General features: G+C 74.4%; 18 protein-coding genes. 6 read left to right on the plus strand and 12 right to left on the minus strand.

Going from position 1 to position 21,041, the window contains the following annotated elements:
- Nucleotide 1: 1 nt before the first annotated feature.
- Nucleotides 2–2,062 (plus strand): caspase, EACC1-associated type, encoded by a 2,061-nt coding sequence (locus tag IOD16_RS37270; RefSeq protein WP_201438078.1) that lies wholly within the window; start codon nt 2–4, stop codon nt 2,060–2,062.
- A 216-nt stretch (nt 2,063–2,278) separates the two neighbouring features.
- On the opposite strand, the gene IOD16_RS41350 is transcribed toward IOD16_RS37270, so the two are convergent.
- The 4 genes from IOD16_RS41350 to IOD16_RS37285 form a co-directional block, all read right to left on the minus strand.
- Nucleotides 2,279–2,734, minus strand: coding sequence for a hypothetical protein (locus tag IOD16_RS41350; RefSeq protein ID WP_328809391.1), 456 nt, complete (start codon nt 2,732–2,734; stop codon nt 2,279–2,281).
- 129 nt (nt 2,735–2,863) lie between these two features.
- Nucleotides 2,864–3,019, minus strand: a complete 156-nt coding sequence (locus IOD16_RS41355; RefSeq protein WP_328809392.1) for a hypothetical protein — start codon at nt 3,017–3,019, stop codon at nt 2,864–2,866.
- A gap of 215 nt (nt 3,020–3,234) precedes the next feature.
- Nucleotides 3,235–3,999 (minus strand): CPBP family intramembrane glutamic endopeptidase, encoded by a 765-nt coding sequence (locus IOD16_RS37280; protein WP_201438079.1) that lies wholly within the window; start codon nt 3,997–3,999, stop codon nt 3,235–3,237.
- Nucleotides 4,000–4,024: 25 nt separating this feature from the next.
- Nucleotides 4,025–4,783 (minus strand): DUF2470 domain-containing protein, encoded by a 759-nt coding sequence (locus IOD16_RS37285; protein ID WP_201438080.1) that lies wholly within the window; start codon nt 4,781–4,783, stop codon nt 4,025–4,027.
- A 250-nt stretch (nt 4,784–5,033) separates the two neighbouring features.
- On the opposite strand from IOD16_RS37285, the gene IOD16_RS37290 reads away from it, so the two are divergent.
- Together IOD16_RS37290 and IOD16_RS37295 are read left to right on the plus strand one after the other, a co-directional pair.
- Complete coding sequence (locus IOD16_RS37290; protein ID WP_236594602.1) at nt 5,034–5,507, plus strand: hypothetical protein; 474 nt, start codon at nt 5,034–5,036, stop codon at nt 5,505–5,507.
- Nucleotides 5,508–5,567: 60 nt separating this feature from the next.
- Entirely contained in the window at nt 5,568–6,032 is a 465-nt protein-coding gene (locus tag IOD16_RS37295) for a hypothetical protein (protein ID WP_148088887.1), read from the plus strand.
- Nucleotides 6,033–6,074: 42 nt separating this feature from the next.
- Here IOD16_RS37295 and IOD16_RS37300 read toward each other — a convergent pair whose 3' ends face one another.
- The 6 genes from IOD16_RS37300 to IOD16_RS37325 all read right to left on the minus strand — a co-directional run bounded on the left by IOD16_RS37300 (nt 6,075) and on the right by IOD16_RS37325 (nt 14,925).
- Nucleotides 6,075–7,247, minus strand: coding sequence for a VWA domain-containing protein (locus IOD16_RS37300; RefSeq protein ID WP_236594603.1), 1,173 nt, complete (start codon nt 7,245–7,247; stop codon nt 6,075–6,077).
- A 158-nt stretch (nt 7,248–7,405) separates the two neighbouring features.
- Nucleotides 7,406–9,640: a DUF5682 family protein gene (locus IOD16_RS37305; protein WP_201438081.1), complete on the minus strand. Its 2,235-nt coding sequence runs from the start codon at nt 9,638–9,640 to the stop codon at nt 7,406–7,408.
- Nucleotides 9,640–10,728 (minus strand): ATP-binding protein, encoded by a 1,089-nt coding sequence (locus IOD16_RS37310; RefSeq protein ID WP_201438082.1) that lies wholly within the window; start codon nt 10,726–10,728, stop codon nt 9,640–9,642. Before IOD16_RS37310 ends, IOD16_RS37305 begins: the two co-directional genes overlap by 1 nt.
- Nucleotides 10,725–12,152, minus strand: coding sequence for a DUF5691 domain-containing protein (locus tag IOD16_RS37315; protein WP_201438083.1), 1,428 nt, complete (start codon nt 12,150–12,152; stop codon nt 10,725–10,727). Before IOD16_RS37315 ends, IOD16_RS37310 begins: the two co-directional genes overlap by 4 nt.
- 259 nt (nt 12,153–12,411) lie before the next feature.
- Entirely contained in the window at nt 12,412–13,686 is a 1,275-nt protein-coding gene (locus IOD16_RS37320) for an SWIM zinc finger family protein (protein ID WP_201438084.1), read from the minus strand.
- Between the two features lie 60 nt (nt 13,687–13,746).
- Complete coding sequence (locus tag IOD16_RS37325) at nt 13,747–14,925, minus strand: homogentisate 1,2-dioxygenase (protein ID WP_123744734.1); 1,179 nt, start codon at nt 14,923–14,925, stop codon at nt 13,747–13,749.
- Nucleotides 14,926–14,994: 69 nt separating this feature from the next.
- On the opposite strand from IOD16_RS37325, the gene IOD16_RS37330 reads away from it, so the two are divergent.
- Genes IOD16_RS37330 through IOD16_RS37340 form a run of 3 tightly spaced genes read left to right on the plus strand, consistent with a single transcriptional unit; the run spans nt 14,995 to nt 17,702 of the window.
- Nucleotides 14,995–15,861: a hypothetical protein gene (locus IOD16_RS37330; protein ID WP_268957664.1), complete on the plus strand. Its 867-nt coding sequence runs from the start codon at nt 14,995–14,997 to the stop codon at nt 15,859–15,861.
- Nucleotides 15,858–17,030 carry a fumarylacetoacetate hydrolase family protein gene (locus IOD16_RS37335; RefSeq protein ID WP_201438085.1) on the plus strand — a complete coding sequence of 391 codons (1,173 nt, stop codon included), beginning with the start codon at nt 15,858–15,860 and terminating at the stop codon, nt 17,028–17,030. Before IOD16_RS37330 ends, IOD16_RS37335 begins: the two co-directional genes overlap by 4 nt.
- Nucleotides 17,031–17,033: 3 nt before the next feature.
- Nucleotides 17,034–17,702, plus strand: coding sequence for an IclR family transcriptional regulator (locus tag IOD16_RS37340; RefSeq protein WP_123744731.1), 669 nt, complete (start codon nt 17,034–17,036; stop codon nt 17,700–17,702).
- Between the two features lie 78 nt (nt 17,703–17,780).
- Here the strand turns inward: IOD16_RS37340 and IOD16_RS37345 are convergent, their stop codons facing one another.
- Nucleotides 17,781–18,380 (minus strand): TMEM165/GDT1 family protein, encoded by a 600-nt coding sequence (locus IOD16_RS37345; protein ID WP_123744730.1) that lies wholly within the window; start codon nt 18,378–18,380, stop codon nt 17,781–17,783.
- A gap of 295 nt (nt 18,381–18,675) precedes the next feature.
- Nucleotides 18,676–20,979, minus strand: coding sequence for an RCC1 domain-containing protein (locus tag IOD16_RS37350; protein WP_201438086.1), 2,304 nt, complete (start codon nt 20,977–20,979; stop codon nt 18,676–18,678).
- Nucleotides 20,980–21,041: the final 62 nt, after the last annotated feature.

A 21,041-nucleotide genomic window follows, 5' to 3' on the forward strand; every position in this document is an offset into this window, starting at 1 on the left:
GGTGGGCCGGCACGCGCTGTTGGTGGCGACCGGCGAGTACGACGACGTGCGGCTGAGCCGGCTGCGCGCGCCGGAGCAGGACGTGGAGCGGCTCGCCGCCGTGCTGGAGGACCCCGACGTCGGCGGGTTCACCACGGTCGAGGTGCTGCGGGACCGCACCGACCACGAGATCCGGCGCGCGGTCGAGGAGGTGCTCGCGCCGCGCGAGGCCGACGACCTGGTGCTGCTGTACTTCTCGTGCCACGGCCTGACCACGGCCGCGCGGCGGCTGTACTTCGCCGCGTCGAACACCGTGCAGGACCGGCCCGCGGGCACCGCGATCCCCCGCTCGTTCCTCAACGAGCAGCTGGAGGACTGCCGGGCGTCCGGCCGGGTCCTGGTGCTGGACTGCTGCTTCAGCGGCGCGTTCGTGGAGGGGTTCAAGGCGGGCCCGACGGACGTGCTCGACGACGTCGGCGAGGGCTACGTGGTGATGACCGCGTCCAACGCCTACGAGTACGCGTTCGAGCAGGACTCGCTGTCGTTGGACGCGCCGCTCGCGTCGCTGTTCACCGACGTGCTGATCGAGGGCCTGGCCGGCGGGGCCGCCGACCTCGACGGCGACGGGTGGATCGACGTCGACGAGCTGTTCAGGTACGCGCGGGCCGAGGTGCGCGCCCGGCGTCCCGACCAGACGCCGCAGTTCTTCGCGCACGGCTCGTCGCAGCCGCTGCGGATCGCGCGGGCCGGCGGCGCTCCGGGGCGTCGGCCGCGCGGCACGGCGTCCTACACGTCCGGGCAGCTGTTGGTGGCGCGTGGTTTCCGGGCCGCCGCCGAACCGGTGTGCCGGACGTTGGGGCCGATGGGGCGGCGGTCGGTGGTGTTCGTGGACGGGCGGCCGGTGGAGCTGGCCGACGCGTCGGCGATCGTGGACGCGTTCCAGCCGGACGACCCGCGGGACCGGCTCGGCGCGGCGTACGTGCGCGACCTGGTGCTGGAGGTGCGGCGCGAGGCCGGTGACGGCGCGGCGTCGGCGGTGGCCGTGGCGCGCGGCGCGATCGGCGGGCTGGTCGACGCGATGCGCGACGGGCACCACCCGGTGCGGCTGATGCGCGGCGTCACGGCCGCCGCCGCCCGGGCCGCCGCGCTGGTCGACGAGGCGACGCGACCGCTGGCCCCGGCCGAGCTGCCCGCGCTGGCCACCGCCGCCTCGGGCGACGCCGGGATCGGCGCGCTGGTCGGCGCCGTGGCCGCCCGGACCGGGTGGCGCGGGCCCGTCCTGGTGGAGGAGGGCCGGCGGTTCGAGCCGGAGTTCGAGGTCCACCGCGGCCTGCGCCTGGACCGCGGGTACGCGTCCAGCCAGTTCGTGACCGACATCGCCGGCCGCGCGGCGGTGTCAGAGGACGCGTGGGTGCTGCTGACCGCCGGCCCGCTGACCGGCGTCGAGCGGATCCTCGACCGGGTGGACCTCGGCGGGCGCCCGCTGCTGGTGGTGTGCGAGGCGCTGCCGCACGCGGAGCTCGCCGAGCTGCTGAAGATCGCGCAGGCGCGGGACGTGGTCGCGGTGACCGCCGGGCCCGACGAGCTGGAACGGCTCCAGGGCGTGGTCGGCGGCACGGTCCACTACCCGTACTGGGGCAACGACCCGGTGCTGCTGTCGTCGTTGGGCCGCGCGGCGAAGGTCGTGGTGACCGAGCAGGACACGGTGGTGCTGGCCGGGCCCGCGGCGACCGAAGACGACACCGCCGTGCTCGTCCGGGCCGCCGCCGGCGACGTGGCCCGGGTGCGGCGCGCGGTGCGCGCCGTGGACAGCGCCGTGCGCGACGGCGTGCTCCGCGGTGGTGGTGTCGGCCTGGCCGAGCTGGGCGCCCGCCTGGCGCGGGACGCCACCGGCACGCCGGAGGAGGTCGCCGGCTGGCAGGCCTTCGCCGCGGCCCTGGCGGAACCGGCGGCCCGGATCGCCGAGAACGCCGCCCTCCCCGTCGCCGACCTGGACCCGGCCCTGCTCGACCCGGCCGGCGTCGCCCACACCGTCATCACCGCCGCCGCCCGCACCACCTCCCGCTTCCTCCTCGTCCACTGACCACACCGCGTGTCCTACGTCCGGAACACCCGTGTCCTACCTTCGGAACACCCGAGTTGAACGCTCAGGCGATGAACCGCACGTCCGGGTGCTGTGGCGAGCCGCCCCGGAACAGCCTCCCGTCCCGCCCCTTCAGGTGAAGGTCGAAGTGCAGGTCCCGCTTCCACCCCCGTTGGCTCACCCAGAAGTCCGCCCACGTCGGGTCGAACTCCGGCGTCAGGTGCGAGTGCTCGACCCGCCCGTCGCCGGGTCCACGAAGTCCGCGCCCACCAGCACGAACGGCCGGTCCAGCCCGCGCGTCACGACCTCGCCCGGCCGGCGCTCCGCGCCGGAGCCGTACGACAGGGCGCCGTCCACGTTGATCCCGGCGTCGATCCGCCGGTCGTGCACCATCGTCTCGCCCGCCGTGAACCCGCCGTACGAATGGCCGAACATGCCGACCCGCGACAGGTCCAGCGCCCGGCCGAGACCCCGCGGCAACGGGTCCCGCTCCGCGTCCGGGTTGTGCCCGCGCGCGATCGAACCCAGCTGGTCGAGCACGAACCGGGTGTCGGCCACCCGCGCGTCGAGCGCGGTCTTGGACCAGGTCGGGTCGTCCTCGTCGCCCATCGGCGGCTCGACCCGGCCGTCCACCGGGAACTCGACCGCGAGCGACTCGTGCGTGTGCGACATCGAGACGACGACGTACCCGCGGCTCGCCAGGTCGTCGGTGAGCCCCGCGCTCAGCTCCCGCGCCGGCCGGGACGTCGAGCAGCTCCGGTTCCGCCGCTTCCCGGTCGACGGCCGCCGCCACCCCCGAGGTCATCCACGGCGCGCGTGCGCCGCCCGAGCCGTGCGCGGGGTATGTGACGGTGCCATCACCTCCCGGTCCCGCGCGGGCTGCCACGGGTCCGGCCGCCGGTCGATCAGGTGCAGCTCCGCCGTGCCGACGGCGTGGTGGCCGGTCAGCTCGGGCATGGCGATCCGCACGCCGGCGCCCGCCGCTGCCGGCGTAGCCGAGCCGAGAGCCACCGGGCCGAGAGCCGTTGAGCCGAGAGCCACGGCGGCCGCGACGGTGAGCGCTGTGGTGCGCGTCCAGGTTCCCCCTCTTGTCAGGTCACCTGATGCTGTCGGGTGGCGTCGTCGCCACGCGTCCGCCTCGCGGTTGATCGGCCGTACCCCGCGCGGTGGACTCAGGGCAACCAGGACACGTGACCGCGCACCAGCGTGTAGCCGACGAACGCGACCACGTCGAGCAGCGCGTGCGCCACGACCAGCACCCACAGCCGGTTCGTGCGCTGCCACACCTTGCCGAACACCAGCCCCATCACCACGTTGCCGATGAACCCGCCGAACCCCTGGTACAGGTGGTACGAGCCGCGCAGCACCGCGCTGGCCAGCAACGCCGTGTTCTCCCGCCACCCGAGCTGCCGCAGCCGGGTGATGAAGTACCCGACGACCAGCACCTCCTCCGCCCACGCGTTGCCGATGGCGGACAGCACCAGCACCGAGCTGCGCCACCACGAGGAGTCCAACGCGGACGGCAGCACGGCCAGGTTCAGCCCCAGGTTCCACGCGACCAGGTAGAAGACCAGCCCCGGGATGCCGATCACGGCTGCCAGCCCGAGGCTGCCCAGCGCGTCCGGCCCGATCCGGGTGCGGTCCAGGCCGAGCGCCTTCAGCTTGATGCCGCCCTGCCACAGCAGGTACAGGCCCAGCCCGCCCCACGCGGCCAGCTGCACGACGCCGAGCAGCTGCGCGATCAGGTCCAGCAGGTCGAACCGCGCCTGCGGGACGTTGATCGCGACCTTCTGCTCGTTCAGCGGCACGGGTTGGAGCAGGCTGTCCAGCAGCCGCACCAGGCTGCGCGCCCCGGACAGCCCGAGCGTCACGGCGAAGACGAGCAGCAGCTCCAGCCGGTAGCCGCGGCGCGTCCGGGCGTCGAGGTCTGCGATCACGGCGCTTACGGTAACCGCGCGGGCGTCACCGGCGTTGCGCCAGGAAGGGGCAGCCCATCAGGCGGCGCAGCTCCACGGCCAGCTCCTGCGCCGTGCCCACCGGGCGGGAGAACGCGATCCGCACGTCGTGGTCCTCGTCCGCCATCTCCACCCGCAGCCGCAGGCCGAAGCGGTCCAGGCCGAGCGGGCGCACGTGGCCGCCCCGCAGGTCGGTCGGCAGGTGCTGGGCGAGCAGGCCCACCACGTCCCGGTGCGACAGCTCCAGGTGCCGCAGCCAGTGGTCCTCGTGCGCGGCGAACGGGTCCGGCTCCGCCTGCGCGAACAACTCCGGCCGCAACGACGTGGTGCCCTCGGCGTCGGCCACCACCAGCGACGCGGGCGACAGCCGCAGCGCTGACGCGCCGTGCCCGACGTCGAGCAGCCGCGGGTCCGGACGCGCCTCGGCGACCTCGACGGTCGCCTCGCGCGCCTCGACGGGCGTGAGCGTGCGCAGCCAACCGGTGATCCACAGCAGGCCGCGGACCGGCTCGCGCAGCTGCACGGGCGCCTGGTCGGCCAGTTCCAGCATCGCGGTCACCTCGGCCTCGCGCGCGGCCTCGACCAGCGGGTGCCCGTCGGGCAGCACGAGCGTCGCGTCACCGTTCGGGTGAACGTGGTGGAGCACCGGCGTGATCCGGTTCTCCGTGCCGCCGGAGGGCAGCAGGGCCGCGCGCCCACCGCGGGCGGCGATCGTGCGGGCCCGCTCCGCCGGATGCGGCGCCGGCGGTCGACGTGTCTCGTTCACCCGCTCACCTCCCCAACTTAGGGCAGCCTAACTTGACGAAGCCCGTGGCGGTAGTCCCACGTCCGGCTTACCGCGGCTCGCCGCGGGCCCGCGTGGTTCACGCAGGTTAGGGGGTCGGGCACGGCCCTGCCGAACGGGTCGGCGCACCGGGCGCCCGCGACGCCCCCGTCGAACGGCGGAACGGTCCGGTTGGCCGATTCGGCGGCCCGCGCGATCGTCGTAACCTTGGCTCGCCTGGCGGAGGTGGCTCGTGGTCGTGCCGAACAAGCCGTCCACCGGGGGCGCGGCCCTCGACGACCGGTGGACCCGGTACTGCGTGGAGATCGCCGGTCGGCGGGCGTTCGGCTGGGTCGTGGTCGGCGCGCTCGCGTTCCTCCTGCAACTCGCCCTGATCTTCGTGGTCGAGGTGTCGTCCTCCCTGCCGCTCCTGCTGCTGCTGTTCTCCGCGCTGGTGCTCGGCCACGGGCTCACCCGGCGGCCGGCGCTGCCCGAGGCGCTCGGCGAGCACGCCTGGGTCTACGTGCGCGTCCACTGGCGCGGCGGGCTGCTCGTCGTGCACGGACCCCGGCCGCTCGTGCTGGACGTGAGCGCCGGACCCGTCGTGCGCGGGCGGATCAACCGGCACCGGCGGGCGTGGGTCGTCGCACCCGACCGCGCCGGGAACACCGTGGTCACGTTCCGGGGCGTGCCGAAGCTCTTCCCGGCGAAGGTCGTGCGGCGATGAGTTTGCTGATCATCTATTCGGTTACCCCCGGAGGGGACATCTGGTTTGCTGGGAGCGGTGGTGGGCGAGGCTTGGGTGGACAAGTGCCTGACCAGTGCGGATCGCCGCGCGGTCGGGTTCGTCGGGCTGGCGTTGTTCGCCTTGCTGACGTTGTGGGTCGTGTCGGAGTGGGTCGGGTCGCGCTGGGTGTTCCTCCTCACCCCGCTGTGCGTCGAGTTCGCCGTGCCCGGGCTGCGGCACTTCTTCTCGCGCCGTTCCCTGCGGCGGCTGCTCGACACCTACCCGCGGCACGCCGTCTCGGTGCACTTCGTGCCGGGGCGCACGCGCGTCGGGCGGCAGACCTACCTGGAGACGGCGGGCTCCGACCGGACGTTCCTGCGGCTGGCCGAGATCCCCGAACGCGTCCGCGAGAACATCCACCGCGGCGGCCGGGTGTGGCTCGCCGGGCCCGACCCGCGCGGCCGGGCGGCCGTGCTGACCCGCGGCGCGCCGTTCATGACGCTGGGCCGGGTCGTCATCCGCTGAGGGGCGGTCGTTCGTCGACGGCCGCCACCCGTCGACCGGTGGTCAGCGACCCACCGGGATGCCGCTCTGCTCGGCCCACGCGGCGACGTCCTCCCGCCGCAACGCCGTGGCCAGCAGGTCGGGGAACCGGTCCGGGGTGCAGGCGAACGCGGGCGCGCCCAACTCCGACAGCTTCGCGGCCAGCTCGTGGTCGTAGGCGGGCGTGCCGCTGTCGGACAGCGCGAGCAGCACCACCACCGTCACCCCGCTCTGCACCAGCTCCCGCACCCGCCGCTGCAACTCCCGCGCCACACCACCCTCGTACAGGTCGCTGATCAGCACCACCACCGTGTCCGTCGGGCGGCGCACCAGCGACTGGCCGTAGGCGACGGCGCGGTTGATGTCCGTGCCGCCGCCCAGCTGGGTGGCGAACAGCAGGTCGACCGGGTCCTTGAGCTGCTCGGTCAGGTCGACCACCTCGGTGTCGAACACGACCAGCTTCGTGTCGACGGCCTTCAACGAGGCCAGCGACGCGCCGAGCACGGCGGAGTACACGACCGACTCGGCCATCGAGCCGGACTGGTCGACCAGCAGGATCACGTCCCGCAGCGACGCCTGGCGGCTGCGCCTGCTGTTGCCGACCAGGTCCTGCACGATCACCGTGCGCTGGTCGGGCTGGTAGTGGCGCAGGTTCTTGCGGATCGTGCGGTTCCAGTCCACGTCCGACAACCGCGGCCGGCTCGTGCGGCGGGACCGGTCGATCGCGCCGTGCACCGCGGCCAGGAGCCGGTCGGCGAGCTTGCGCTCGATGTCCTCCACCACCTTGCGCACCACGGCCCGGGCGGTCTCGCGGGTGCGTTCCGGGATGGCGCGGGAGAGGGAGACCAGCGTGCCGACCAGGCTCACGTCCGGCTCGACGCCCGACAGCAGCTCGGGTTCCAGGAGCAGCTGGCGCAGCCCCAACCGCTCGACGGCGTCCTTCTGCATCACCTGGACGACCGAGCTGGGGAAGTACGTGCGGACATCGCCCAGCCACCGGTGCAACACCGGCGACGACCCGCCCAACCCGGCGCCGCGCTTGCCCCCGGCGTCCACCGGGTCCCCGCCGCCGTACAACCCGGTCAACGCCGAATCGCGCCGCTGGTCGTCCTCCCCGAGGGCCCCGAGGTCCCCCGCCGCGCCGCCCAGCAACAAGCGCCACCGCCGCTGCCGCTCGACCGCGATATCCTGCGTCACGCGAACACCTGCCCGTCCCGGCCACCCCAAGGCCCTCGGTCACACCATCGGGTGATCATCGCCCGACAATGTACGGAAACACTGTTACCGCCCCTCGGTTAACACCATGAGGAGCCCCGACCAACCACCACCCGTCCCACCCCGGCAGGCCCGTCACGTCACGCGCCCGCCCCCAGCAGATCGCGCACGTGGCCGACCAGACGTGCCGCGAGCTCTTCGTCCCACTCGCCCACCGCCACCGCGCCACCCGCCGCCGTGCCCTTGACCCGGTCGCCGAGCATCCGGCGCTCCGCCGGGCTGAAATCGCCCACCGCGCGGCGCAGGAGCGGCAGCGCGGCGGCGAAGTCCGCGCCGGACAGGCCCGTCAGCCACTCGTCCACGACGCCGAACAGGCGCGGATCGGCGGTGAGCAGGGCGGCCGAGCCGCGCAGGAAGCCCGCCACGAACGCGGTCGCGCCCGCGGCCAGCGAGACCGCGCGGTGCAGGCGCGTGGCGACCTCGTCGGAGTCCAGGGCGCCCGTCTCCCACAGCAGACGCGTCGCGCGGCCGGTCGGCAGGCCGTGCGCGTCGGGCATCGCGACCAGCGACTTCAGCGCGCGCTGCCACGTGTCGCGGTGCTCGTCGTCCGCGGCCAGGCGGACCGCGTCGTCCGCGCCCTCGACCGCCTTGACCGCGCGTTCCGCCGTGTCCTCGTCCACGCCCCGGCACGCGAGCGGCAGACCCACCGCGCCGCGCGCGAGCAATCCGTGCAGGGCAACGCGAAGCAGCTCCGGGTCCGTGCCCCGCACCGAGCCGTAGCGGACGGTGGTCGCCAGGTCCGGCAGGGCCGCCAGGAGTTCCAGGGCGTCGGTCGCGGCGGCGGCGCAGCGGTCCAGCGCCCGCCGGGCCGCGGCGACGGCCTCCGGGATCTCGCAACCCACGGCCTCGCTCAACGCCTCGGCGGCGTCGACGACCCGGGTGGCCTCGGCGGCACGGGCGACCAGCACGGTCCGCGCGGCGGCCTCGACCGTCGTGCCGTGCCGCGCCGCGACGGCCAGCGCGACCGCGAACTCCGGCCGCCAGTGCAACTGCCAGGCCTCGGCGAACGTGCCCAACGTCCGGGTCGTGTCCGGCGTGCCCCACGGGACGTCGAGAACCACCAAGCGCCGCAACAACTTCGAGCGCTCACGATCGGTGTCCTTGCGCAGGTCGAAGCGCATCGGCTTGACCGCCGCACCGGCCGGCATGCGCAGGCGCCGCTGCAACCGCGCCAGGTCCGCGGCCAGCGGCGACGTCGGGACGTCGTCGCCCACCTCGCCCAACCGCTCACCGACCACCAACTGCTCGTGCACCAGGCGGAGCGGGGTCGCGTCACCGCCGCACAACACCGCCAGCGACGCCTCCATCACCTCCGACAACCCCGGCGACGGCCGCCCGCGCATCGCCGCCAACGCGTCCGCCAGCCGCACCGCCTCCACCGCGCTCGCCGTCGACGCGGGCAGGTCCTCCGCCCGCAACACCGCGCACGCCTTCGCGAACCAGCGCGGCACGGCGTCGCCGCGTTCGGCGCACTCCCACAGGTGCGCGTACCAACCCGGCGAAGCGACACCCGCGCCGTACCCGGACGACGCGGCCAGCCGACCGTGGCTCCACGGCACCCAGGTGCCCGAGATCTTCTTGCGCGGCAAGCCCTTCAGCGCCGCGGCGTCGACCGACGCGGGCGGCAGGGTGCGCAGCGCGGGCACGTGCCACGCGCCGGCCACCACCGCGATCGGACCCTCGACGTCCTTCAACGCCTGCCGCACGTTCTGCCGCATCGCGGCTTCCCGGCGCAACGTGCGGGCGTCCACCTGGTCGGCGAACTCCTCCCGCAACGCGCCCATCGCCTCCGCGACCGCCTCGGCCAGGTCACGCGGGTCGGTGTGGTGCTCGACCACGTCCTCCCACCAGCGCTCCGGGTCGTCGAAACCCGCCGCCTCCGCCAGCGTGCCGAGCGGGTCGAGCGCCGCTCTCGGGGAGCCGGGGGAACCGGCGGAATCGGGTGCCTCGGAGGGGTCGGGCGCGTCGGGCGTCTCCGGGTCGGCCAGGGAGGCGGCGGCCGGCAGGTCGAAGAACCGCACCGGCACACCGTGGGCGTGCGCCCACGTCATCGCCCGCCACTCCGGCGAGAACTCGGCGAACGGCCAGAACGCGGCCCGCGCCGGCTCCGCCTCGTCGTGCAGCAGCAACGCCACCGGCGGCGTCAGGTCCGGCACGTGCGGCAACAAGGCGTCACCCTCCGGCGGTCCCTCGATCAGGACCACCTCCGGCCGCAGAGCCGCCAACGCCGCCGCGACCATCCGCGCCGAACCCGGACCGTGGTGCCGGATCCCGAGCAGCGTCACCCGGTCGGGCAAGGGCTGGTCGCGTGCCATCAGCCCACCAGGTCCTGGCACGCCCGGTACAGGTCACGCCACTCGACGCGCTCCTTCACCACCGCCTCCAGGTACTCCTGCCACGCCGCCGCGTCCGACACCCGGTCCTTCACCACCGCGCCGAGCAGGCCGGACGCCAGCTCGTCGGCGGTGATCGAACCGTCGCCGAAGTGCCCGGCCAACGCCATGCCGCTGGTCACCACCGAGATCGCCTCGGCCGTCGACAGGCTGCCGCTCGGCTTCTTCAGCTCCGTTCGGCCGTCCACAGTGGACCCGTTGCGCAGCTCGCGGAAGATCCGCACCACCCGGCGCACCTCCTCCAGCGCCGGCGGCTCGGCGGGCAGCTGCAACGCCCGGCCCAGCTGGGCGGCGCGCGCCGACACGATCTGCACCTCGTCGTCCTCGGTCGCGGGCGGCGGCAGCACGACGGTGTTGAAGCGGCGGGCGAGCGCCGACGACATCTGGTTGACGCCCCGGTCGCGGTCGTTCGCGGTGGCGATCACGGTGAAGCCGGGCACCGCCTGCACCTGGATGCCCAGCTCGGGGACCGGCAGCGTCTTCTCGGACAGGATCGTGATGAACGAGTCCTGCACCTCGGCGGGCATCCGGGTCAGCTCCTCCACCCGGACGACCGCGCCCTCCCGCATCCCGGTCATCACCGGGCTCGCCACCACCGCCGCCTCGGACGGGCCCTCGGCGATCAGCCGCGCGTAGTTCCAGCCGTAGCGGACCTGGTCCTCGCCCGTGCCAGCGGTGCCCTGCACGACCAGCGTCGAGTTGCCGCTCACCGCCGCCGCGATGTGCTCGGACAGCCACGACTTCGCCGTGCCGGGCACGCCCACCAGCAGCAACGCCCGGTCGGTGACGAGCGTGCCGACGGCGATCTCGACCAGCCGCCGGTCGCCGACGTACTTCGGGGTGATCACGGTGCCGTCCGGGAGCCTGCCGCCGAGCACGTAGGTGACCACCGCCTGCGGCGACATCCGCCACCGCGGCGGCCGGGGCCGGTCGTCCGCCGCCGCCAGGGCCGCGAGCTCGGCGGCGTACTGCTGTTCCGCGGCGGGCCGCAGCACGGTTTCGGTGGTCACTGGCTTTCCTCCCGGTGGTTGAACGCCTCGCGCAGCTGCATGCGCAGGCGCAGGACGTCGAGTTCGACGGTGTGCTCGGGCCAGCGCTCGGTGATGCGGGCCCAGTTCGCGCCGAGGACCTCGGCGTCACCCCTGGCCAGCAGCACCGCGGGCGGCCGGCCGGCGCGCCACCGCGGGTCACGCATCCCGACGTAGCGGTCGAGCAGGTCCGCGGTGGCCCGCGCGCCCCACGGCGCGGGCAACTGCGAGCACGCGTGGTCCAGCAGGTCGTAGTTCCACTGCCGCGACACCTCGACCACGGTGCGCGCGGCCAGCTCGGCGGGCAGGCCGCCGAGCATCTCCAACTGCTCCATGCCGGTCAGCGACCGGGTCGCCGCGACGGCCCACGGCCGGGCGTCGTCGGCCAGCCTCAGGTTCTGCGCCACGCCTCGCAGCAGCGCGCTCGCCCACGGCCCGCGCGCGAGTTCGGCGGCGGCGCCCTCGTCGTCGGTGTCCAGCCGACCGGTCCAGTGCTGCGGCGGCACGCTCGCCGCCGCACCCCGCAACCGACCCGCGACACCCGCCTCGGAACCGTCTTTCAGCAGGTCACGGGCCTCTTCCGGCTCAGGCGCGGTCTCGGCCCACAGCTCCTCGGTCTGCACGTCGAACCCGTCCGCGGTCAGCCACAGGCCGCGGTGCAGGCGTTCGGCGGCGCGTTCGGCCAGGTGGGAGGTGGGCAGGGTGCGCAGCAGCCGCAGCGCTTCGTCGTGCACGCCGATCGCGCGGTCGTCCAGCGCGCGTTCGAGGAGCGGTTCGTCGTCCGGGCCGAGGTTCGCCTCCAGGGCGCTGACCAGCACCTGGCGGTCGGTGGCGCGGCGCTGGATTTCGAACTGCGCGGCCAGGAACGCGCGCGTCCCCGCCGGATCCTGGTTGCGCGCGCGGCGCAGGGCGGCGAGGCGGGACGTGCCGGGCAGGTCGAGGGCCTGGTCGAGGTCGATCTCCTCCGCGACCACGCCGGTCGCGGCCCAGGCCCAGGCCGGGCGGATGCCCGCCAGCCACCGGCCGCGAGCGCCGAGGACGGCGGACACGGCGGGGCGCAGGCCGGGGTGCGCGGTGCCCAGTCCCAGCAGCGCGGGCAGCTCGCGGTGGTCGGCGACGACGCGGGCCGACTTGGCCATGCCGCACCACTCCGTCAGCAGCACCTGGTCGTCCAGGGCCAGGATCTGGACCAGCACGGACCTGGCCGGCGGGTGGGCGCGCACGTCGTCGGAGGCGGGGGCGGCGGGGAGCGGCGGGGTGTCGACGGGCGGCGGGAGCTGCGCGCCGTGCGCGGCCACGCCCAGGGCGGCGACGCGGTCCAGCAGGGCGGTCGGCGTGGTGCCCGCGCGGTGCGCGCCGATCAGGGCCGCTTGGACGGCCTCGTCCCAGTCGGCTTGGAGGGTCATGGCCGGCCGCCGGTCGTCAGGGACGCGGCCGGGGTGGCGGTCGGGCGGATAGCGGTCGGTCGGAGGGGGAGTGGCCGAAGGGTGGTGGGCCGAAGGGTGGTGGGTCGGAGGGTGGTGGGGCGGGGTCGGTGATGGTCGTGGGGTTGGTGGGTCGCGGTTCCTCGTATGCAACCGAGGGGTGGTAACGGTGTTTCCGTACATTTTCGGGCGATGATCACCCGATCGTGTGCCGGGAGGGGTCCTGTTGCCTGCGTGATCATCATCCCACCACCTCCGGTGCTCCGCCTGGCGTGGCGACGGCGCCCAGGTGCAGTTCGCGGCCGTTCCACAGGCCCCACGCGTCGAAGCGGTCGCCGCCCGTCAGCGCCAACGCCTGGTCCAGCGCCGAGTCGCTCCGGACCCGGAGCCCGCGCCCTTCCTCGTCGACCAACTGCCCGGTGTCCTCGGTGACCCGCACCGACGCGCACCCCAGCGGGTGCAGGCGCAGCCACGGGTCGGCCCTCAGGCACTCCTCGAGGCCGGCCAGCGCGGCGCGCCACGACGCCGGCGCGGGCACCGGCTCCGGCTGCCGCTCCGCCGACAGCTCACCCACCGCGACCCGGTGCGGCGGGACGCCGGGATAGGGGTGCAGCACCCCCTCGACCTGCACGCCGTGCGTCAACGGCGGCACGGGGCGGCCCCCGCCGCCGGCGTGCCGCACCGCCACCACCCAGCCGTGCGCGCGCCCCCACACCCACTGCCGCACGGTCCGCACGAGGCCGTCGTCGCTCTCCACCTTCAGCAACGGCGCCCACCGGTCCGACCAGCCGGGCCCGGCGCGCACCTCCTCCTCGGCCACGGAGAACCCCAGCCGGCGGCGGATCACTGGATCAGGCGAGGACGACAGCCGGGCCAGCAGGTGCAGCCCACCCAGCCGGTCCGCCGCGTCGTGCGCCCACCGCGGCCCGCCCGCCGCCACGATCCCGCGCACCTCGTCGACCGCCGACGCGAGCCCCTTGGCCTGCGCGTCCACCATCCGCGCCTGGATCGAGTGCCACCACGCCGCGTCCCGGGCGGGCAGTCCCGCCAGGCCCGCGCCGGCCACGTCGCCCAGCCAGTCGGTCAGCCCGGCCACGCCGGCGCGCACCGCGGTCTCCCTGGACAGGGCCGTCTTCTCCTTGGCCCTGGCCCGCCGCTCGACCGCCTCCGGCGACTCGTCCGCAGCGGCCGGCGTGGCCGCCCGGTTGCGGCGGTTCAGCCACTCCGTCACCCAGTCCGGTGTCTCCGCCGCGGGGAACGGCTCGCGCACGTCCCGCAGCTGCAACGCCAACGCGTGCTTGCACGGGAACTTGCGCGACGGGCAGGAGCACTTGGTCGCCCGGTCGCCCAGGTCGACGCACACCTGGTACGGGTTCTTGCCGCTGCCCTTGCACAGCCCCCACAGGGCGGTGTCGCTGCGACCCGTCCCCTGCCACCCGGAGGACCCCGCCAGCCGGGTGGCGCTGCTCGCCACCCGGCCGTCCGGGGCCTGCTCCAGAAGCGCTTGTGCGTCCATGCCGGCAGACGTTAGAGGCACCCACCGACAGAAGCCGGACCCCCGGCGGCGGAAAGTGGATCAATCCAGGTCAGGACCCCGACGGGCCCACGACCAGGCGTACTTCGGGTCCTCGGAGGCCACCGCGGCCTCGCCGAGGTCCAGCGGCCGGAAGGTGTCGACCATGACCGCGGTCTCGTCGAAGTAGTCCACGCCGAGCGACGCCTCGACCGCGCCCGGCTGCGGGCCGTGCGTGCAGCCCGCCGGGTGCAGCGACAGCGACCCGATGCCGATGCCGGAGCCCTTGCGCGCCTCGTAGTTCCCGCCCACGTAGAACATCAGCTCGTCCGAGTCGACGTTGGCGTGGTTGTAGGGCACCGGGATGGCCAACGGGTGGTAGTCGACCTTGCGCGGCATGAACGAGCACACCACGAAGTTCGGCCCCTCGAACGTCTGGTGCACCGGCGGCGGCTGGTGCACGCGGCCCGTGATCGGCTCGAAGTCGCGGATGTTGAACACCCACGGGTACAGGCAGCCGTCCCAGCCGACCACGTCGAACGGGTGGTTGGCGTAGGTGAAGCGGGTGAGCCCCGCGCGGTGCCGCACGAGCACGTCCACGTCCTCGCCGTCCACCAGCAACGGCTCCGCCGGCCCGCGGACGTCGCGCTCGCAGTACGGCGAGTGCTCCAGGAACTGGCCCTTGGCCGACAGGTACCGCTTCGGCGGTCCGATGTGTCCGGTGGCCTCCAGCACCAGGATGTCCATGGGTCCGGACGGCACCACGCGGTACGTGCACGACGTCGGCAGCACCACGTAGTCGCCCTCGGCGACCGGCAGCGCGCCGTAGATCGTCTCCACCACGCCCTCGCCGGACCGCACGTACAGCAGCTCGTCGCCGGCCGCGTTGCGGTACAGCGGGCTGGGCGCGGTGGCGGTCACGAAACCGATCACCACGTCGGCGTTGCCGAACAGCGTGCGCCGGCCGGTGACCGCGTCGACGTCGGAGGAGTCCCAGGTCAACGCCGGTGTCTTGAAGTGCCGCGGCTTGAGCGGGAGGTTCGGCGTCAACGCGCCGCGCGTCTCTTCGACGGTGACCGCGTCGACGATCGCGGTCGGCAGGTGGCGGTGGTAGAGCAGCGCCGAGTCGGCCGAGAAGCCCTCGACCCCCATGAGCTCTTCCGCGTACAGCCCGCCCTCCGGTGTGCGGAACTGCGTGTGGCGCTTTCGGGGGATCTCACCCACCTGGCGGTAGTACGCCATGGTTCACTCCGGGCGTTCGATAGTCGGACATCTTTGTTCATTGACCGGTACGCCACTAGCGTGTCAGCCGTGTCAAGCGCCTTCGAACTCCGTGCGCCCGGTCCACGCGGCACTCCGCCCCTGCTCGCGAGGCTTGTCGACGACGCCGCGCTGTTCCCGCCGGGCAACGCTTCGATGCCCGACGCGGTCCGCGGCCACCTCGACGCACGTGTCGGGGACTGGGCCGGTGCGGTCGGTCTCTTCCTGTGCCCCGCGTCCCGGCTCGCCGAGCTCATCACCGAGCTGATCAAGGTCAAGCCGGTGAAGCCGGTGGCCCTGTCGCTGGTCATCGACACGGGTCTGGGAGGTGTGCCCAAGGCCGTGTCGATCGTCGAGTCCCGCAGTGAGCTCTTGGCGCTGCGGATGGTCGAGATGCCGGCCCCGTCCGACGTGGACGAGGTGTGGCTCGAACGCGTCTCGGAGTTCGTGCCCGAGGACGTCATCCGCGTCGTCGAGCCCCGCCGGGGCGGCGCCGAGTGGCTGGACGGCGTGCGCCGCGTCATCGAGCACGGCAGCTGGCCCAAGCTGCGCTGCGGCGGGGTCAGCAAGGAGAACTTCCCCAGCATCGACGAGGTCGCCGACTTCCTCGCCGTGGTGAGCGGCGGCGGCGTGGCCTTCAAGGCGACCGCCGGCCTGCACCACGCCGTGCGGCACACCGACGCCGATACCGGGTTCACCCACCACGGGTTCCTCAACCTGCTGGTGGCGACCGCGCGTTCGCTGTCCGGCGGCGACGTGCGCGAGGCGTTGGCCAGCACGGACGCGGTCGCGCTGGGCGACGAGGCCAACGGGCTGTCCGACCAGGCCGCGCACGCCGTGCGCGGCGTGTTCGCCTCCTACGGGTCATGCTCGCTGGACGAGCCGATCGCCGACCTGGAGGAGCTGGGTCTGCTGTGAGCTGGATCGAGGACCCCGCGTTCACCGCCGACGCGCCGTTCGGGCCGCAGACGCTGCCCTACGGCGTCGTGCCCGGCGGTGTCGCGGTGCGGGTGGGCGACCAGGCGTTGCTGCTGCGGGGACTGGCCCTGGGCGAGCGGCTGGAACCGGTGGTGGCCACGGGCACGCTGGACGCGCTGCTGGCGGCCGGCAGGCCCACGTGGAGCGAGCTGCGGGCGCGGCTGGTCGAGATCGTCTCGGCCACGTCGGCGCCGCGCGGCGCGGAGCTGGTCGGGCTCGACGGCGCCGTGCTGCCGTTCGCGGTGGCCGACTACGTCGACTTCTACTCGTCCCGCCACCACGCGGAGAACGTCGGCCGGATCTTCCGGCCCGACGGCGCGGCCCTGCTGCCGAACTGGACGCACCTGCCCGTCGGCTACCACGGCCGGGCGGGGACGGTGGTCGTGTCCGGCACGCCGATCGTCCGGCCGCACGGGCAGCGGCGGTCGTCGACCGGTCCGGTGTTCGGGCCGACGGGCCGGCTGGACATCGAGGCCGAGGTCGGGTTCGTCTGCGGCGGGCCGGTCGCGTCGCGGCTGACGCCCGACCGGGCGGTCGACCACGTCTTCGGCGTGGCGCTGGTCAACGACTGGTCCGCGCGGGACGTGCAGGCGTGGGAGTACCAGCCGCTGGGCCCGTTCCTGGGCAAGTCGTTCGCCACGTCGGTCTCGGCGTGGATCACGCCGCTGGAGGCGTTCGCGGTGGCCCGCGTGTCACCGCCGCCGCTGGGCAACGACGTGCTGCCGTACCTGGTCGAGGAGCGCTCGTGGGGCCTCGACATCGACCTCGAGGTCGAGTGGAACGGCACCGTGGTGTCCAGGCCGCCGTTCCGCGAGATGTCGTGGACGTTCGCGCAGCAGCTCGCGCACCTGTCGGTGAACGGCGCTACCGTTCGGCCGGGCGACCTGATCGCCTCGGGCACCGTGTCCGGTCCGGCCCGCGACGAGCGCGGCTCCTTCCTGGAGCTGAGCTGGGGCGGGAAGGAGCCGGTGGTGCTCGACGACGGCGAGCGGACGTTCCTGGAGGACGGCGACACGGTGCGGATCACCGCGACGGCGCCGGGTGAGGGCGGCTCGGTCGTCGGGCTGGCCGAGGTGGTCGGCACGGTCGTGCCCGCCGACGAGAGGTAGAGCGTGGTCAGACCCGATCCGCGCGGCCGGCTGCCGGCGCCCGCGTCGAAGGAGAGCTCGCTGACCCTGGAGCGGGGCCTGGCCCTGCTCCAGGCGGTGGCCGACGCCGAGTCGGAGGCGCCGTCGATCAGCGAGCTGGCGGCGGCCATCGGCGCGTCGCGGGCGGCGGTGTACCGGCTGCTGGTGCCGTTGCAGTCGCGGGGGCTGGTGCGGCGCGAGGGGTCGAAGGTGCGGCTCGGGCTGGGTGTGCTGCGGCTGGCGTCGAACGTGCTGCCGCAGCTGCGGCTGGCCGCGCAGCCCGCGTTGCGGACGTTGGCCGAGACGGTGGGCGCGACGTCGCACCTGACCGTGGCCGACGGGAGCGAGGCGCAGGCGGTGGCCGTGGTCGAGCCGTCGTGGACGGCCTACCACGTGGCGTACCGGGTCGGGTCCCGTCACCCCGTGCACCGGGGTGCGGCGGGCAAGGCCATCGGCCTGTCCCCGGAGGGGCGGCAGTGGGTCAACTCGACCGGCGAGCTCCAGCCGGGCGCGTTCGGGGTGGCGGCGCCGGTGCGGGGCGTGCCCGGATTGCGGGCCAGCGTGGGCGTGGTGGCCCTGGAGAAGCTGGACGGTGACGTGGTGGGGCCCCACGTCGTGAGGGCGGCTCAGGAGGTCGCTGACGCGTTGCGCTGACGGGTCGCACCGACCGGTCGCACAGCGCCACCGCTCGCCCGCCGCTCGGCGGGCGGGTCCGGACATCCCCGCGGTCCGTCAGCCGAGGACCGCCTGCCACGCGGCGACCAGGGCGAACGCGGCGAACACGAAGCCGCTCACCCGCTGGATCAGGTGGGTCGGGATGCGGGTGGCGATCTTGCGGCCCACCAGGACCGCGATGGCGGCCACGGTGGTCAGCGCCAGGAACGCGCCCAGGCCGACGAACACCGGGCTGGCGTAGCGGGCGGACAGGGCGGCGGTGGCCAGTTGCGAGGCGTCGCCCCACTCGGCGGCGAACAGCACGCCGAACGACGTGAGCGCGGCCCGCCGGAACGTCACCTGACCGGGCCCGGCGGCCGCCGCGCCGTCCTCGTCGCCGTCCTTCGAGAAACCCTCTTTGAGCAGCAGGAACGATCCGACGCCGAACAGCACCGCGACCACGGCCGCGACCACCCGGTCGGGCAGCAGGGTGAGCACGCCGCCGAACGTCGCGGCCACCACGCACTGGATCGCGAACGCCGCCGTGACCCCGGCGAAGACCGGCCACGCCCGGTACCTCGTGGTGAGCACCAGCGTGGCGACCATGGTCTTGTCCGGCAGCTCGGCCAGGAAGACGATGGCGAAAGCCGTCGCCAGCGCGATGAGTTCAGGTGCCACGGGAACCTCCGACGTCCGAAACGGTCCCGGACGGAGGCAGCACGACCCCGACCGGGCGTGGTGCACTGCCCGGCCGGAGGTCTCGTTCGCCCGCTCCTGGAAGCGGGTGAGGGACCGGGTCCGCGCTAGGCGGACCAGTATGTCGATCCTCTCGCCCCGGTCGTGGTGACCCGGGGGAACTACTCCCCTCTGGCGTCCACATCGTACCCCGCGCCGCCCGCCCCCCACGCGGGGACGCGGGCTACCGCTCGGCGCGGACCACGACCCTGGCGCGGGGCGGTGACCCCGACGCGGGCTACGGCTTGATCGCGAACATGGCGACCCCGCCGGCGCTGACGGCCGACACGCCGGAGATCGAGGTGCGGACCGGGGCCCTGGTCAGGCAGTGCTCCGACCGAGGCGTCGTCGTGCAGCTGCCGGACGTGCCGTTGCCGAGGTTGCCCGCGAGGTTGTTGAGGCCCCAGGCCCACACCGAGCCGTCGGCGCGGAGGGCGAGGGCGGTCGAGGAGCCGCTCCCGATCGCGACGACGTCCGTCAGCCCGGCGACCAGCACCGGGACGCCGGAGTGGCAGGCGGCCGGGTCGGCGCACGGCGCGCCGGTCCCGAGCTGGCCCCAGTAGTCGTAGCCCCACGACCACGCCCGGCCGTCCGCGGTGAGGGCGTACCCGTTCTCGACGCCGCCCGCGATGGCGACGGCGTCGGTCAGCCCGACGACCTGCGCGGGCGACACGTCATCGCCCAGCGGCGAGCCCGTCCCGGTCTCACCCCGCCGGTTCTGGCCCCACGCCCACACCGTGCCGTCCGAGCGCAGCGCGTAGCCCGTGGCCGACCCGGTGGTCGCGATCGCGGTGAACCGGGTGCCGTCGGGCCGCGGCAGCGCGATCCGCCTCGGCCTGCCCGGCAGGCAGTCCGACTCGGTGGGGCACAGGCCGTAGGGCGGGCCGTGCACGGAGTTGCCCCAGCCCCACACGGTGCCGTCGGACTTGAGCGCGTACGCCGTGACGTGGTCCCCGGCGATGGCGGTCACGTCGGTGAGGCCGCCCACCCGCACCGGGACGGCCGAGTCGCCGACGACGTCCGGGCCGAGCTGCCGGTCCTGGTTCGACCCCCAGCCCCACACCGTGCCGTCGGACTTGAGCGCGTACCCGGTGGAGCCGCCGGCGGCCACCGCCGTCACGCCGGTCAGCCCGCGGACCCGCAGCGGCACCGCGGAACGGCCGCCCACGGCGCCGGCGCCGAGCTCGCCCGCGTTGTTGGCGCCCCACGACCACACCGTGCCGTCGGACTTGAGCGCGTAGGCGGTGAAGTCGCCGGCGGCCACGTCGGTGACCCCGGACAACCAGGGGTGAGGGCTCGGCGTCGAGCCGTGGCCCAGGTCGCCGCCCCAGGTGTGCAGGCAGTCGGCGGCGCACGCGGGCGGGGTGGCGAAGAAGCCGGCGACATCCACGACCAGGTCCGCGGAGCCCGCGTTGTTGTACAGCGTCATCCGCGCGTCATCGCCGAGCGCCACCACGGCGGCGTTCGCCGTGTCCCGGCCGGCGGGCAGGTTCAGGTTCGACGTCCCCGGCCGCGGCGTGCCCGCCCGGTAGGCCGACACGTACGAGTCGGCGGTGACGTTCGTGCCGGTCAGGTTGAGCGACACCGCCGTCGCGGTGGTGGGGATCCGGCCGGCGAGGTCGACGTCGCGGGTCAGGCGCGGCCCGACCGGCCCGCCCGCCTCGCGCGTGTCGAGGGCGCGCGCGGTCACCGGGAAGAACCGGTGGCCGCGGTCGGCGGCGTAGTAGCCGGCCACGTCCACGACCAGGTGCGTGCTGCCGGCGTTGTTGTACAGCGCGATCCGGCGGTTCGCGCCGAGGGCGACGGTCACCAGGTTGGGGCTGGTCTGGCCGGCCACCAGGTTGAGGTTCGACGCGGTGGGCCGGACCGCGCCGGACGGGTGCGCGATCACGTGGGTCGCGGCGGTCGGCTCGGTCGCGGTCAGGGTGAAGGTCACCGAGGTGGCCGAGGCGGGCACCACGCCGGACAGGTCCACCTCGCGCGTCGAGCGCGGGCCGACGGGCGCGCCCGCGCGGGTGTCGAGGACCCGGGTCGGCTCCGTCGTGGTGAACCGGGCCGCCTCGTCGCTGGTGTAGTACCCGGCCAGGTCCGCGACCAGGTGCACCCGGCCTGCCTTGTTGGTCAGGTGCAGCTGCCGGCCGCCCTCCTGGAGCGCCACCGTGACCAGGTTCGCCCTCGTCTCGCCCGCCTGGAGGTTGAGGTACGAGTTCGCCCACGCGGACGTGACGCCGACGTGCGTGACCCGCGTCGGCTCGGTGCCGGTCAGGTTGAACACCACGGCGGTCGCGGAGGCGGGCACGTGCGGGGCCAGGTCCAGGACCACGCCGGCGCCGACCGCGCCGGGCACGCCACCGGCTCCGGTGCCGTCACGCGTGTCCAGCACCCTCAGCGGGTTCATCGGGACGAACGTGAGACCGGCGTCGGCCCGCCGCCCGTCCACGAGCGCGACCGGATCGGGTTGCGCCGTGGCGGGTTGCGCCGTGACGGGTTGCGCTCCCAGCACGGCGAGCACGCCGACGACCAGCGGAACGAGCCGCTTCATGATGTTCCCCCGGGGTGTAGGACGAGCCGGACGAGACTATGTCGGATCCCCGCTGAACGGGA

Source organism: Saccharothrix sp. 6-C (assembly GCF_016695385.1).
GTDB lineage: Bacteria > Actinomycetota > Actinomycetes > Mycobacteriales > Pseudonocardiaceae > Actinosynnema > Actinosynnema texasense.

What these genes read in the sequence shown, in the direction of transcription:
- IOD16_RS41350 (WP_328809391.1), bottom strand. Translation starts at nt 2,734, where the DNA reads ATGTCGCACACGCACGAGTCGCTCGCGGTCGAGTTCCCGGTGGACGGC.
- IOD16_RS41355 (WP_328809392.1), bottom strand. Translation starts at nt 3,019, where the DNA reads ATGCCCGAGCTGACCGGCCACCACGCCGTCGGCACGGCGGAGCTGCAC.
- IOD16_RS37305 (WP_201438081.1), bottom strand. Translation starts at nt 9,640, where the DNA reads ATGGCACGCGACCAGCCCTTGCCCGACCGGGTGACGCTGCTCGGGATC.
- IOD16_RS37315 (WP_201438083.1), bottom strand. Translation starts at nt 12,152, where the DNA reads ATGACCCTCCAAGCCGACTGGGACGAGGCCGTCCAAGCGGCCCTGATC.
- IOD16_RS37320 (WP_201438084.1), bottom strand. Translation starts at nt 13,686, where the DNA reads ATGGACGCACAAGCGCTTCTGGAGCAGGCCCCGGACGGCCGGGTGGCG.
- IOD16_RS37325 (WP_123744734.1), bottom strand. Translation starts at nt 14,925, where the DNA reads ATGGCGTACTACCGCCAGGTGGGTGAGATCCCCCGAAAGCGCCACACG.
- IOD16_RS37350 (WP_201438086.1), bottom strand. Translation starts at nt 20,979, where the DNA reads ATGAAGCGGCTCGTTCCGCTGGTCGTCGGCGTGCTCGCCGTGCTGGGA.